Raw genomic sequence first — 13,409 nt, 5'->3', positions numbered from 1 at the left:
CACCACTGTATCGGACTCGGGCCCTCACAAAGGAATTACCGGCAAGCCGCGGGCGACCTCACCCGCGCGCGAACCCGAGGCATCCACGGCGCCGCTGGCGACTTCCGCGTCGAAGTCGGTCAGCCCTGTGGCGAGACGGAGCCACGTGCGCGGGTCGCACTCCACCACGTTCGGCGGGGTGCCGCGCGTGTGCCGCGGACCTTCGATGCACTGGACCGCGACGAACGGCGGGACGCGCAGCTCAACGGTGTGGCCGGGCAACTCCTCCGCAAGCGTGCGTGCGGTGGTGCGGCACGCTGCTGCCAGGGCTTGGCGCCCCGGGGCGGGTAACGAGGCGTCTTTAAGCCATGCCTCAACAGCGCGCACCGCGGCGCGCGTTTCGTGCGGATCGACCTTCTTCGTAGCCATAGCGCAGATGGTAACCCCAAGCGTTTAAGGTGTGGCTATGCCGAACACCGCTGTGCCGACCGAAAAATCCCCCTCCATCACGCTGCGCTTCATGGCGGCGCCGACCGACGTGCTGCACGCCGGCGCGCAAGGCGTCGCCGGCGGGCGCGTGCTGGAGTGGATTGACAAGGCCGCCTACGCGTGTGCGGCACAGTGGTCGTCGACGTACTGCGTGACCGCGTACGTGGGCCACATCCACTTCACCCGCCCGATCCCCTCCGGCCACATCGTGGAGGTGCGCTCGCGCGTGGCGATGACGGGGCGCTCCTCGATGCACATTGTCAACGAGGTGCTTTCCGCCGACCCGCGCCAGGGCGTATTCACCCGCGCGTGCGACTGCCTGGTGATTTTCGTGGCGAAGGACCCGGCTACTGGCCGGCCCACGCCGGTGCCCACGTTCGTTCCCTCCGACGACGAGGAGCGCCGCGTGGCTGAGGCCGCCCTGTCGCGCATCGAGCTGCGCAAGGCGATCGAGCAAGAGATGAGCGAGCAGACCTACACGCGCGATTCGACCGCCCCGCGCACGATCCACCGCTTCCTGGCCAAGCCGACGGATGTGAACTGGGGCGGCAACGTGCACGGCGGCACGGCGATGGAGTGGATCGACGAGGCCGGTTTGTCCTGCACCATGGAATGGTCGGGCGAGCGCACCGTCGCGGTGTACGCGGGCGGCATCCGCTTTTACAAGCCGATCCACATCGGCGATTTGATCGAGGTTGAGGCGCGGCTCACCCGCACCGACACCCGGTCGTTGCACACCTCGATCTCGGTGCGCTCCGGCGACCCGCGCGGCGGGCAGGAGCAGCTCACCGAGGCCATCCACGCCTCGGTGACGTACCTGGGTATCGACATCGACGGAAACCCCCTGCCCGCCCGCCAGTTCACCCCGGTGACGGACGAGGACAAGCGGCTCTGGGAGCACACGCAGACCCTGAAAGATCTGCGCGGCCAGTACGAGCCGGTGCCGCTGGTGCGGCTGCCCGAGGCCGCCCAGCGCGTGGACTAAACCGCCGAGTTCGGCGCCGTCGCGTGTCCGAAGTGGCCCGGCATGGTGGCCGCCCACGCGCCGGCGAGCTCAGCCACGGCGATCTCCTCGCCGCTGAAGCGGATGACGCCGTCCTCGGTGGTGGAGCCAAGCACCGCCACCGGGATCCCGGCGGAGGTCGCGCGCGCCACGGCGGCGTCGGCGCGGTCCCTGGTCACCGCGACGAGCACGCGGGAAGCTGACTCGGAGAACATCGCGGTAAACGCGTCCTCGTGGACCACCGACAGGTCGATCTCCGCGCCCAAGTCCGAGCCGAGCAGCAGCTCGAACAGGGCCTGAGACAAACCGCCCTCGGAGAGGTCGTGGGCGGCCGAGATGCCCTCCGGCTCGGCGAAGTACTCCGCCAGCCGCGCCTCGTTGGCCAGGACAACCTGCGGCGGCAGGCCCGCAAGGCCGGCTCCCGAGATGTCCTGCCAGACGGAACCGCCGAACTCGTCTTTGGTCTCGCCGAGCAGGATCAGCGTGTACTCCTCGCCCGCGGGTGCCGCGTGCGGGATGGTCTTCTCCGCGTCCTCAATGACACCCAGCACGCCGACAACCGGGGTCGGCAGGATCGGGGTCTCGCCGGTCTGGTTGTAGAAGGACACGTTGCCGCCGGAGACGGGGATAGAAAGTTCGGCCGCGCCGTCTGCAAGCCCATGCACCGCCTCGCGGAACTGCCACATCACGTCCGGGTTCTCCGGGGAGCCGAAGTTCAGGCAGTTGGTCACCGCGACCGGCTTCGCGCCGGTGACAGCCACATTGCGGTACGCCTCTGCCAGAGCAAGACGCGCACCCATGTTCGGATCCAGGTAGGTGTAGCGGCCCGACGCGTCGGCCGACGCTGCCACGCCGCGCTTCGTCTCCTCGTTAATGCGCAGCACACCGGAATCGGCGTACTTTGCCTGCACGGTGTTGCCGCGCACGTAGCGATCGTACTGCTCGGTGATGAAGTCGCGCGAGCACAGCGCCGGGGAAGCAACCATCTTCAACCAGGTGTCCTTCAGGGGCAGGTGCTTATCGACGCCCCCTTCCCCCTGCACACCGTCCAACCAATCCGGGCGCGCAAACGGGCGCTCGTAAACCGGGCCCGCGTCAATCGTCGACGGCGGCGCGTCGAGCACCAGCTCACCCTGGTGGTACACGGCGAGGCGGTCGTGCTCGTCCGTGACCTCACCGATGACGGCCGCGCCCACGTCCCACTTGGCGCAGATTTCCATGAACTTGTCCACGTTTTCCGGAGCCACAACCGCGCACATGCGCTCCTGCGACTCGGAGGCCAGGATCTCTGCCGCGGTCATGTTCTCGGCGCGCAGCGGAACAGCGTCGAGGTCGACGCGCATGCCGCCGTCGCCGGCCGCAGCCAGCTCGGAGGTGGCGCACGACAGGCCGCCGCCGCCAAGGTCCTGGATGCCCACCACGACGCCAGCCGCGTAAAGCTCGAGGCAGCACTCGATGAGCACCTTTTCCGCGAACGGGTCGCCGACCTGCACCGCCGGCAACTTGCGCTCCTCGCCCTCCTCGAAGGTGGCCGAGCCGAGCACGCTCACACCGCCGATGCCGTCGAGGCCGGTGCGGGAGCCGAACAGGATCACCTTGTTGCCGGTGCCGGACGCGAACGCAAGGTGGAGGTCCTCCACCTTCAGCGTGCCGATGCACAGCGCGTTGACCAGCGGGTTGCCGGCGTAGGCGGCGTCGAACACCGTCTCGCCGCCGATGTTTGGCAGGCCGAGGCAGTTGCCGTAGCCGCCGATGCCGTGCACCACGCCCGGCAGCACGCGCTTGGTGTCGTCGGCGTCAATGGGGCCGAAGCGCAGCTGGTCCATCACCGCGATCGGGCGCGCGCCCATCGCCATGATGTCGCGGACGATGCCGCCAACACCGGTCGCCGCGCCCTGGTAGGGCTCGACAAACGACGGGTGGTTGTGGCTCTCCACGCGGAAGGTCACAGCGTCGCCGCCGCCAATGTCCACAACACCGGCGTTCTCGCCGATGCCGGCGAGGATCTTCGACGCCATTTCATCCGTCATCGTCTCGCCGAAGTAGCGCAGGTGCACCTTCGAAGACTTGTAGGAGCAGTGCTCCGACCACATCACGGAGTAGACGGTGAGCTCGGCGTCCGTCGGACGGCGGCCGAGGATGTCCTTGATCTTCTGGTACTCGTCGTCCTTGAGGCCGAGCTCGGCGTAGGGCTGCACCGTATCCGGGGTCGCCTTCGCGTTTTCGACGGTGTCATTCACCACAGTCATCTGTGTTTTACGCTCCGATCTTCGAAATAGCGTTGATGGCGGACGTGAACAGGCCCAGGCCGTCGGTGGACGGGCCGGTGAGCGTTTCAATGGCGTGCTCCGGGTGCGGCATGAGGCCGACGACGCGGCCAGTTTCGTTGGTCACGCCGGCGATCGCGTTGATGGAGCCGTTGAAATTGTCGGTATAACGGAAGACCACGCGGCCCTCCTTCTCCAGCGCTTCGATGGTTTCGGGCGCGGCCTGGAAGCGGCCCTCGCCGTGCTTAGCAGGAACGTAGATGCGCTGGCCCTGATCAAACTCGGTGGTCCAGGCGGTGGAGGTGTTCGCCACCTCGAGGTACGTGTCCACGCAGTGGAAGTTGAGGTTCTGGTTGCGGGTCAGCGCACCCGGCAGAAGACCCGCCTCAGTGAGGATCTGGAATCCGTTGCAGATACCGAGCACCGGCATACCGCCCTTGGCTGCCTCGATCACCGCGCCCATCATCGGTGCTTGGGCTGCGATCGCGCCTGAGCGCAGGTAGTCACCGTAGGAGAAACCACCGGGGACGACCACCGCGTCGACGCCAGTCAGATCGTCGTCCGCGTGCCAGAGCTGCTTGGGCTCAGCACCGGCGAGGCGCACGGCACGCAACGCGTCAACGTCGTCAAGCGTGCCTGGAAACGTGATTACACCGATGGTTGCGCTCATCGCACAACCTCGAAATCCTCGATCACGGTGTTGGTCAAGAGGGTCTCCGCCATGCGGCGCAGCTCCTCATCGGAGACAGTGTCATCCACCTCGATCTCGAAGCGCTTGCCCTGACGGACATCGGTGACACCCTCCACCCCGATCCGGCCCAGCGCGCGCAGCACTGCTTGGCCCTGCGGGTCCAGAATTTCGGCTTTGGGCATGACATTGACGACGACTCGTGCCATGAGAATCCTTCGTGTTGAGGGAGGTTGGACGCCTGTATTAGGTCGGCGATAAGTATATCCGAGCCACCACACAGCCCAAAGGCCCTCGGAACAGCCTCGGTAAACGGTGGGTGAACTGTTGGAGAACCCTGTCAGTAGACCGCCCGTACGCCGTCTAGCGGAGTTACTTTGGCGGTGCAAGCTTTGCACCGCTTCCCTTACTGGCCACCTAGCTATCCACGAGAGGTTCGTTTCCCATGCGTAACTCGAATCGCAAGGCACTTAGTGCGACGTTCGCCATCGCGCTCGCAGCCGGCACCGTTTCCGTCGTCGCTCCTTCCGCTTCCGCCGCCGTTGACGGCACCAACGTCGTCATCAACGAGGTTTACGGAGGCGGCGGTAACAGCGGTTCCGTGTACTCCAACGACTTCGTCGAGCTCTATAACCCGACGGACGCCCCGATTGACATCACCGGGTGGCAGATTGAGCAGTACTCCGCAAACGGCGGAAAGGGGGGCCGTCACCCGCACGTGCTCAACGGCACGATTCAGCCAAAATCTTTCTTCCTTGTGCAAGGTTGGGCGGGCAACAACGCTACCGGTGAGCTGCCGGCTCCAGATCAAATTTTGAATTTCGATTTCGCAGGCAAGCAGGCCATTGCAAAGCTCATCGACGCCAACGGCAGTGTAGTCGACCTCCTTGGGTGGGGCGCTGCCAAGGAAGCCGAAGGGGACTCCCCTGCTGCAGGCACGAACAACGGCACCTCAGTTCAGCGCAAGCGGGACGGCGTTGACACCGACAACAACGCGAACGATTTCAAAGTAGACGCCCCGACCCCGGGCGCATCGAACGGCGAGGAGACTCCGGAGCCCAACAATCCGGATCCGACCGATCCCCAGCCGCAACCCCAGCCGCAGCCGACCGAACCAGTCACCATTGCAGACATTCAGGGTCCGGGCGCTTCCTCTCCGCTCGAGGGCCAAACGGTAACCACCCGCGGCGTTGTCACCGCGGTGTACAACGAGGGCGGCCGCGACGGCTTCTACATGCAGACCCCCGGCGCGGGCAAGGTGAAAAACGACGGCGACGCATCTGACGCTGTCTTTGTCTACATGGGCAAGGGCGCAAAACCGGAGACCTACCCTGCGCGTGGTTCCTACATCGAGGTCACCGGCAAGGTCGAGGAGTTCAACACCTCCACGCAGCTGTCTGGCCCCAGGATCACCGCACTGAACGAAGATTTCGAACCGGTCACCCCTGTTGAGTTCGACTCCCTGCCCGCCGGCGACGAGGCGCGCGAACGCTACGAAGGCATGCTGGTCAAGCCCGGAGTCCACACGGTGACGGACAACTACAGCTTCAACACCTACGGCGAGATGGGCATCGTCCCGGGCGAAGAGCCCCTGCGCCAACCGACCGACGTCATGGCGCCCGGCGAGGAGGCATACGCGCTCGAGCAGGAGCAGCTCAAGAGCATCATCCTGCTTGACGACGCTTCCACCTACAACTACTTCCGCAACAACAAAGACATCCCGCTTCCCTACCTCCAAACCTCCGACAAGGGCATCAAGTCGATGCGCGTCGGCGACCAACTGGAGTTTAAAGACTCCGGTGTCATCGTCGAGTACTCCTTCAACGCGTGGCGCTTCCAGCCGCTCGTGCCGCTCACCGGCAAGAGCCCGGAGGAGGACCTCCCGGTCGAGTGGGCAGATACCCGCGAAGCAGTGCGCAATGTGCCGAGCCAGGTCAAGGGCGATCTGTCCATCGGTTCCTTCAACGTGCTGAACTATTTCACCACCCTCGGCGAGACCGAAGCTGGCTGCAAGGCGTACCAGGACCGTTTCGGCAACGACATCGCTGCGAACCGCTGCAACGTCCGCGGCGCGTTCACCCAAGACGCGTTCAAGGACCAGCAGGACAAGATCGTGCTGGCCATCAACGAGCTGGACGCCTCCGTCGTCGGCCTGATGGAGGTTGAGAACACGGCGAAGACCTCCGGCGACGTTGCCAAGCGCGACGAATCCCTCGGGAAACTTGTTGAGGCGCTTAACGACGCTGGCGGCACCTGGGACTACGTCAAGTCGCCGGCGCAGCTCGGCACCAATGAGGACTTCATCCGCGTCGCGTTCATCTACAACAAAGACAAGGTTGAGCCGGTCGGCGAATCCGTCATTTTTGACGACCCCGCGTTTACAGGGACCGCCCGCCAACCGTTGGCACAGGAATTCAAGCCCAAGGGCGGCTCCGACGACGAAAGCTTCGTCGCGATCGTGAACCACTTCAAGTCGAAGGGATCGGTGGCACGGGGCGATGCCGACCAAAACGATGGCCAGGCCAACAACCCGAACGTGCGTAAGGCCCAAGCGCAGGCGCTGCTCGATCACCTGCAACAGCAAAACCAGTGGGACAACAAACCAGTCTTCATCCTCGGCGACCTGAACTCGTACTCGCGCGAGGATTCCATCACGGCGCTCAACGGCGGCGGATTCGAGATCGTTGAGCACAACGCCGAGCACAACGTCGCTGGCGCCGGCGCCGCGGCACAAGAGTCGTCCTACTCCTTCGGCAAGCACGTTGGCTCCCTCGACCACGTGCTCGCAAACGAGGCTGCGCGCGCACTCGTCCAGGATGCGGCGGTGTGGAACATTAACGCGGACGAGCCGATTGTTTTCCAGTACTCGCGCCGCAACTACCACGGTGCGGATCTCTTCCAGAACGACAACCCGTTCGCTGCTTCCGACCACGACCCGGTGAAGGTCGGCATCAGCTTCCCCGAGCGCGAGAAAGATCAGCACGAGCCGGAGTCCGGCGATGCGATCACGGTGACTCAGAACGAGGAGCTACCGGAGGCGAAATCCGTGATCAAGAACGCTGACGCATTGCCTGAGGGCACCACATTCCAGTGGTCGGACGCAAAGACCGATCAGCCAGGCGCTGGTCAAAAGCGCGCTGTGCTTGTCACCTACCCGGACGGCAGTCAGGACAGCGTCGAGGTCACCGTCAACGTGAACAAGCCACGCTTCGTGGCGGATGCTGTCATCAACAACGACGGCGATCTGATCATCACCTACAGCGACGGTGAGACCAGCAACTTGGGCAAGGTCGCGGCCCAGCCAGGCACCGACGGACGGGGCGTCACCAGCGCGGAGGTCAACGACAACGGCGAGCTCGTGCTCACTTACTCCGACGGCACCACCCAGAACCTCGGCAAGGTCACCGGCTCCACGCCGGCGCCGGCCCCGGCTCCGGGAACGAACGCCTCCTCTAACGGCCGCTGCATCGCCGCAGCTGTCGGCTGGGGTCTGCCGCTGGTCGCGCTGGTTCCGCTCGGCCTCGCAGCGACAATCGGCATCCCGGCGCTCCAACCGGTGCAGGATCAGGTCAACCAGCTCAACACCCTCGCGCAGCAGCAGCTCAACGTCTTCGTCCCGCAGCTCGCGTTGACCGCTGAGCAGCTGAGCAGCATGGGCATCGGCGCGGTTCAGGCCCTTACCGGCCTGGCGGCGATCTCCCTCGGCGCTGCCGCGATCGCAACGCTGGTCTCCGCGTGCGGTGACGCTGGTTCTTCCAACTAACACCGCGCAGCCGTAGAACTCCACCTCCCTGCGCGGGGGTGGAGTTCTCGCGTTTTTACCCCACACTCAAATTGAAAACGATTTTCATTAGTGCTTAAAATTTGCGCATGCGAATCACCCCCACCCTTGCAGCAGTCCCCCTCCTCGCGGTAACCCTTGTGGCGTGCGACGGCACGACCAGCAGCGACCAAGCAGAACTCGTCGCGACCACAGGCGTCTGGGCCGACGTCGCCTCCGCAGTGACCGGGAACGACGTACCCGCGATCCTCACCGGCACGAGTATCGACCCCCACCACTACGAGCCGACTGCTCAGGACCTCGCTCGAGTGAAAGCCGCCAACACCGTTATCGCCAACGGCGGCGGGTACGACGCGGCCCTCTACGAGGTCGCAGAGCAAGACCGGGTGATCAACGCGTTCGACCTCGCAGGTCTCGATGACGCGCACGACCACGGCCACGACGACCACCACGACCACCACGACCACCACGACCACAGCGTGAATGAGCACGTCTGGTTCTCCCCCGACGCGATTACCGCCGTGGCCAAGGAGGTTGAGGCGAAAGTGGGCGGTGACGCGACCGAGGTGGAAAGCCGCATGGCCGCGCTCAAGCAGAAGATCGGCAACCTGCCACACCTGCACGTCGCGCAGACGGAGTCGATCGCAGACCACCTGATTGCCGGATCCGAGATGCACGACACCACGCCGGCTGATTACAGGAAGGCGGCGTTGAATCACGGGGAGGCGTCGGCAAGCGCTGTAGCAAACTTCATCCAGGAGATCGAGAACGGCCACGTTGATGTGCTGATCGTCAACCCCCAGTCAATGACCAGCGCGGCGCAGCGCATCGTCGACGCCGCGAAATCGCACAACACCACCATCGTCGAGATCACCGAGATTCCACCCGCCGGCACCAGCGTGCTGGACTACGTTGAGCAGATCGCGGACGCGCTCGTAGAATCCGCACAGTGATCCTTTCGTTTCGCGGCGCCGCCGTCGACCCCCTCTGGTCGAACTTGAATCTCGAGCTGGAGCGTGGCGAGTTCCTCGCCGTGCTCGGGCCGAACGGTGTGGGCAAGTCCACCCTGATCGGCACGGTCCTGGGCACGCGCTCGCTCACCAGCGGCACTGTCAGCGTCAGCGGACGCATCGGACTGATACCGCAGCAGCGCATGTTCCCGCCGGATCTGCCGATGCGCGGCCGCGACCTCGTCTCGCTCGCTGTGAACCCGAGACCCTTTGGGCGCACCGAGGGCGTCGATAAGCTGCTCGATTTCGTCGGCGCCCGCAGTTTCGCCGACCAGCGCGTCGGCACACTGTCCGGCGGGCAACAGCAGCTCATCCGCCAAGCACAGGCGTTTGCGCAGGATCCGGAGCTCTTGCTTGCCGACGAGCCCCTGCTCTCCCTCGACCCCGCCCGCCAACACGAAACCACAAGAAGGTTGAAGGACTCAGGCGCCGCGGTCGTCTGCGTCACGCACTCGATCAACCCGCTGCTAAGCGTCGTCGACCGCGTCCTCTACATCGGGCCTCAAGGCCACGTCTTGGGCAGCGTGGACGAGGTCATGCGCAGCGAGGTGCTTAGCGATCTCTTCGGCACCCACGTCGACGTCGCAGAAGTAAACGGGAAGCTTGTGGTCCTGTGACGACGCTTGAACTGCTTTCCCTCGATTTCGTCCAGGCCACCCTTATCGCCTGCGCGCTGCTGGGTGTGCTCTCCGGCGTCATGGCGCCTCTTATCGTGCTGAGGCAGATGTCGTTCAGCGTCCACGCGACGAGCGAGCTCGCGCTGATGGGCGCCTCCGCCGCCCTGCTGACCGGCATCAACGTCGGTTTGGGCGCGATCGTCGGCGCCGTCGTCGCCGCGGTCGTGCTCGCAGCGCTCGGGCTCAAAGGCCAGCAGGATTCCGCCGTCGGCGTGGTCATGAGTTTCGGTATGGGCTTATCCGTGCTGTTCATCCACCTCTACCCCGGCAACGCCAACCGCGCGCTCGCGCTGCTCACCGGCCAGATAGTCGGCGTGACAGGCCAAGACCTCGTCCTGCTCGGACTCACCACCGCCCTGGTTGCCGGCGCGGTGGTTGTCCTGTGGCGCCCCCTCCTGTTCGCCTCCGCCGACCCGGAGATGGCCGCTGCGGCAGGCGTGCCCGTCAAAGCCATGGCGCTCACCTTCGCCGTGCTCGTCGGCGTCGCGTCCGCCCAAAGCGTGCAGATCGTCGGCGCGCTGCTGGTCATGTCGCTTCTGATCACGCCCGGCGCTGCAGCCGCCCAGATCACCGCGAACCCGAAGCTCGCGGTACTTTACTCGGTTATTTTCGCCGAGGTCGCCGCGGTCGGCGGCATGATTTTGTCGCTGGCGCCCGGCGTGCCGGTCAGCGTGTTCGTCGCGTTTATCTCGTTCGGGATCTACTTGGTGTGCCGGATTATTGGTAGGCACGGTAGTCGGAGGGTTCCGCGCCGGCCTTAACGGCCTCGCGGGCCGCGGCCACGAAGTCGCGGTGCACCTTCTTCGTACCCAGCTCGCGGCCGGAAACGGACAGGCGGATCGTGTTGCCGCGCTCGGCGCCGCGGGCCGCCGCCTTGATGATGTTGCGGCGCCACCACTTCGCCGCGCCGTAGCCCTCGCCAACAGACAGGTTGCGGCACTGGGTGAATTCTCCGGTGAGCAGGTGGTGGATGCCCTTTGTCGACGCCGCGACGTCAAACCCGAAGTCCGGCAGCACCTCAAGCGTGCCCGCGGACATCTGCCAGCGCGGCGGGGCAAACATGTCGAAGTCGAAACCCAGCGACTCCATCTGGCGAGTGGCCCCCTTCAGCCGCAACTTCGCCTCGTGCTGCTCGAGGGTGGCGAACTCGGCGCGCCGTCCCTGCACCGCCTGGTCGAAGCCGTTGAGCAGCATCGCGCGCTGCCCCGCCTGGTCGCGCAGCCACTTGCGCGTGTGCTTGTCCTTCGCCAGGTGCCACCGGTTGTCGATGTGCGGGGCGACCAGCAGCGAGACCGGGACGTCCTCGCGGTCCAGCTCGTTGATCAGGGCCTGCACCCCGGGCAACGTTTCATCAAAAATCGAGGAAACGGAGACGAGGAGGCGGCCAGGCATGGGCCCTATTTTTCCACACTCGTGTCAACCGCGCCGGACGTAGCAAGCGTCCACGCGTATTCGAAGGCGGTCTGCTTCCACTTCGCGTAGCGCCCCGACACACCGCCGTGGCCAGCGGCCATCTCCGTCTTGAGCAAGAACGGTCCGCCGCGGCCGACCTCCCGGAGCTTGGCTACCCACTTCGCCGGCTCCACGAACAGCACCCGGGTATCGTTCAGCGAGGTTACCGCCAAGATCGCGGGGTAGTTCTGCGCGGAGACGTTCTCGTACGGCGCGTAAGCCGCCATGTAGTCGTACACTTGCGGGTCGTGGTACGGGTCGCCCCACTCCTCCCACTCGCCCACAGTCAGCGGCAGTTCGGGCTTGAGTACGGAGGTCAGCGGGTCCACAAACGGCACAATCGCCTGAATGCCCGCGAACTTTTCCGGGGCGAGGTTCGCCACCGCGCCCATGAGCAGCCCGCCTGCGGACCCGCCTTCGGCGACCATCTGCGCAGGCGTGGTGTAGCCCCCATCGATCAGCATGTCCGCGCACGCCACGAAGTCGGTGAACGTGTTGACCTTGTGCAGCATCTTGCCCGTGTCGTACCAGGTGCGGCCCATTTCGCCGCCGCCGCGCACGTGGGCGCACGCCCACACCATGCCCCGATCCAAAAGCGACAGGCGCGCCACGGAAAAGCCCGGGTCGGTCGAGGCTTCGTACGAGCCGTAGCCGTAGAGCAAGGTCGGCTGCGGCCCAGGGGCAGTTGCTTTACGACGCACCACCGACACCGGCACCTCTACCCCGTCCGAAGCCCTCGCCCACAGGCGGAACGCCTCGTACTCGTCCGGGTTGTACCCGCCGAGCACCTCCTGCTGCTTGAGCTTGGTGAACTCGCCGCTGCCCACGCGGTAGTCCAGCACCGTCGACGGCGTGGTGAACGAGGTGTAGCCGATGCGCACAACCGGCGCGTCCCACTCCGGGTTGCCGATCAGGGATGCCGTGTAGAGCTCCTCGTCGAACTCAAGCTCGTGCCAGCCGCCGAAACCGTCAGTCAGTCCCGCCACCGCAAGGCGGGCGATACCGCCGCGACGGTAGCTGACGAACATGAAGTCGCGGTACGTGTCGACGCCCTCCACGCGGGTGGTCTCCGAGTGCTCGAGAATCGTGTCGAGCTCCGTCAGCGCCGGCAGCTCACCGACTGGGCACACGCCTACTGCGAAGTTGGGCCCTGCGGCGTTGTGGGTGACCACCCAGTAATCGCGGTCGCCCACCTGGGCGTAATCCGGGTGGTACTCCACACCGGGCTCGCGGGGCCACATGACCTGAAAGTCTGCGGTCGGGTCGTCCAGGGGCGCGACGCGGTACTCGCTGGTCAGCGACGATGCTGACGCGATGAACAGGTAGCGCTCCGCGCGGTCGGCACCCACGCCGACACCGAAGCGCTCGTCGGTTTCCTCGTACACAAGCACGTCGTCCGACTCGGGCGTGCCCACCTTGTGTCGCCACACCTGGTGCGGGCGCCACGCTTCGTCGACGCGGATGTAAAAGAGGTAGTCGTCGCCGGCCCATACGGCGCCGTAGAAGATGTCTGTCAGGTGGTCGTCGTAAAGCGAACCGCCCTCAAGATCCTTGATGCGCAGCGTGAACCGCTCGTCGCCCTCGGTGTCGACGGAGTACGCGAGCAGGCGCCCCGACGTGGAAACCGACGAGGCGCCGAGGGAGAAAAACTCGTGGCCGTCCGCAAGTTCGTTCAAATCGAGCAGCACCTGCTCGCCCGGCATGTCGTCCGTGACTTCGGGCGGGGCCCACGGGTCGCCGGCGACCGGCACGCGGCACGAGGTGGCGTAGCTCTTTCCCTCCTCGGTGCGGCCGTAGTACCACCAGTCGCCCTGGCGCTGCGGTACGGACATGTCCGTTTCCTTCACGCGCGACTTGATCTCCCCGTACACCGCGTCCGTGAGCGGTTTCAGGTCTTCGGTCATCGCGTCGGTGTAGGCGTTCTCCGCCTCGAGGTGAGCGATGACCTCGGGATTGTCCTTATCGCGCAGCCACTCGTAGTCGTCGACGAACTCGCGGCCGTGGAAGGCGCGGGTGACTGGTCGCTTGGCTGGCTCAGGTGGGTTGATGTGCGTTGATGCCAT

At 65.4% G+C, this 13,409-nt stretch carries 11 protein-coding genes; 5 read left to right on the top strand and 6 right to left on the bottom strand.

Going from position 1 to position 13,409, the window contains the following annotated elements:
- Nucleotides 1–24: 24 nt before the first annotated feature.
- Nucleotides 25–408: a sterol carrier family protein gene (locus tag V6D40_RS05940; RefSeq protein ID WP_334289444.1), complete on the bottom strand. Its 384-nt coding sequence runs from the start codon at nt 406–408 to the stop codon at nt 25–27.
- A 37-nt stretch (nt 409–445) separates the two neighbouring features.
- On the opposite strand from V6D40_RS05940, the gene V6D40_RS05935 reads away from it, so the two are divergent.
- Entirely contained in the window at nt 446–1,453 is a 1,008-nt protein-coding gene (locus V6D40_RS05935) for an acyl-CoA thioesterase (protein WP_334289443.1), read from the top strand.
- Here the strand turns inward: V6D40_RS05935 and purL are convergent.
- Genes purL through purS form a run of 3 tightly spaced genes read right to left on the bottom strand, consistent with a single transcriptional unit; the run spans nt 1,450 to nt 4,635 of the window.
- Nucleotides 1,450–3,720 (bottom strand): phosphoribosylformylglycinamidine synthase subunit PurL, encoded by a 2,271-nt coding sequence (gene purL / locus V6D40_RS05930; protein ID WP_334289442.1) that lies wholly within the window; start codon nt 3,718–3,720, stop codon nt 1,450–1,452. The genes V6D40_RS05935 and purL overlap by 4 nt on opposite strands.
- A 7-nt stretch (nt 3,721–3,727) precedes the next feature.
- Nucleotides 3,728–4,408, bottom strand: a complete 681-nt coding sequence (gene purQ, locus V6D40_RS05925; RefSeq protein WP_334289441.1) for a phosphoribosylformylglycinamidine synthase subunit PurQ — start codon at nt 4,406–4,408, stop codon at nt 3,728–3,730.
- Nucleotides 4,405–4,635 (bottom strand): phosphoribosylformylglycinamidine synthase subunit PurS, encoded by a 231-nt coding sequence (gene purS, locus V6D40_RS05920; protein WP_334289440.1) that lies wholly within the window; start codon nt 4,633–4,635, stop codon nt 4,405–4,407. The genes purQ and purS overlap by 4 nt, the downstream gene beginning before the upstream one ends.
- A 236-nt stretch (nt 4,636–4,871) precedes the next feature.
- Between purS and V6D40_RS05915 the strand changes: the two genes are divergently transcribed.
- The 4 genes from V6D40_RS05915 to V6D40_RS05900 all read left to right on the top strand — a co-directional run bounded on the left by V6D40_RS05915 (nt 4,872) and on the right by V6D40_RS05900 (nt 10,655).
- Nucleotides 4,872–8,189 (top strand): ExeM/NucH family extracellular endonuclease, encoded by a 3,318-nt coding sequence (locus tag V6D40_RS05915; protein WP_334289439.1) that lies wholly within the window; start codon nt 4,872–4,874, stop codon nt 8,187–8,189.
- Between the two features lie 107 nt (nt 8,190–8,296).
- On the top strand, nt 8,297–9,160 hold the full coding sequence (locus tag V6D40_RS05910; RefSeq protein ID WP_334289438.1) for a metal ABC transporter solute-binding protein, Zn/Mn family: 864 nt from the start codon (nt 8,297–8,299) through the stop codon (nt 9,158–9,160).
- Nucleotides 9,157–9,834: a metal ABC transporter ATP-binding protein gene (locus tag V6D40_RS05905; protein WP_334289437.1), complete on the top strand. Its 678-nt coding sequence runs from the start codon at nt 9,157–9,159 to the stop codon at nt 9,832–9,834. The genes V6D40_RS05910 and V6D40_RS05905 overlap by 4 nt, the downstream gene beginning before the upstream one ends.
- Nucleotides 9,831–10,655: a metal ABC transporter permease gene (locus V6D40_RS05900; protein ID WP_334289436.1), complete on the top strand. Its 825-nt coding sequence runs from the start codon at nt 9,831–9,833 to the stop codon at nt 10,653–10,655. Before V6D40_RS05905 ends, V6D40_RS05900 begins: the two co-directional genes overlap by 4 nt.
- On the opposite strand, the gene V6D40_RS05895 is transcribed toward V6D40_RS05900, so the two are convergent.
- Entirely contained in the window at nt 10,612–11,286 is a 675-nt protein-coding gene (locus tag V6D40_RS05895) for a DUF2334 domain-containing protein (protein WP_334289435.1), read from the bottom strand. The genes V6D40_RS05900 and V6D40_RS05895 overlap by 44 nt on opposite strands.
- 5 nt (nt 11,287–11,291) lie before the next feature.
- Nucleotides 11,292–13,409: a S9 family peptidase gene (locus V6D40_RS05890; RefSeq protein WP_334289434.1), complete on the bottom strand. Its 2,118-nt coding sequence runs from the start codon at nt 13,407–13,409 to the stop codon at nt 11,292–11,294.

The organism is Corynebacterium sp. Marseille-Q4381, assembly GCF_036881695.1.
Lineage (GTDB): Bacteria > Actinomycetota > Actinomycetes > Mycobacteriales > Mycobacteriaceae > Corynebacterium.
Note: the sequence above shows the minus strand (reverse complement) of the source record. Positions and strands in the feature narration are given on the sequence as shown.

Excerpts from the sequence above, each read along its gene's own strand:
- V6D40_RS05940 (WP_334289444.1), bottom strand. The coding sequence starts at position 408 with ATGGCTACGAAGAAGGTCGATCCGCACGAAACGCGCGCCGCGGTGCGC.
- V6D40_RS05935 (WP_334289443.1), top strand. The coding sequence starts at position 446 with ATGCCGAACACCGCTGTGCCGACCGAAAAATCCCCCTCCATCACGCTG.
- purL (WP_334289442.1), bottom strand. The coding sequence starts at position 3,720 with ATGACTGTGGTGAATGACACCGTCGAAAACGCGAAGGCGACCCCGGAT.
- purQ (WP_334289441.1), bottom strand. The coding sequence starts at position 4,408 with ATGAGCGCAACCATCGGTGTAATCACGTTTCCAGGCACGCTTGACGAC.
- purS (WP_334289440.1), bottom strand. The coding sequence starts at position 4,635 with ATGGCACGAGTCGTCGTCAATGTCATGCCCAAAGCCGAAATTCTGGAC.
- V6D40_RS05915 (WP_334289439.1), top strand. The coding sequence starts at position 4,872 with ATGCGTAACTCGAATCGCAAGGCACTTAGTGCGACGTTCGCCATCGCG.
- V6D40_RS05910 (WP_334289438.1), top strand. The coding sequence starts at position 8,297 with ATGCGAATCACCCCCACCCTTGCAGCAGTCCCCCTCCTCGCGGTAACC.
- V6D40_RS05895 (WP_334289435.1), bottom strand. The coding sequence starts at position 11,286 with ATGCCTGGCCGCCTCCTCGTCTCCGTTTCCTCGATTTTTGATGAAACG.
- V6D40_RS05890 (WP_334289434.1), bottom strand. The coding sequence starts at position 13,409 with ATGGCATCAACGCACATCAACCCACCTGAGCCAGCCAAGCGACCAGTC.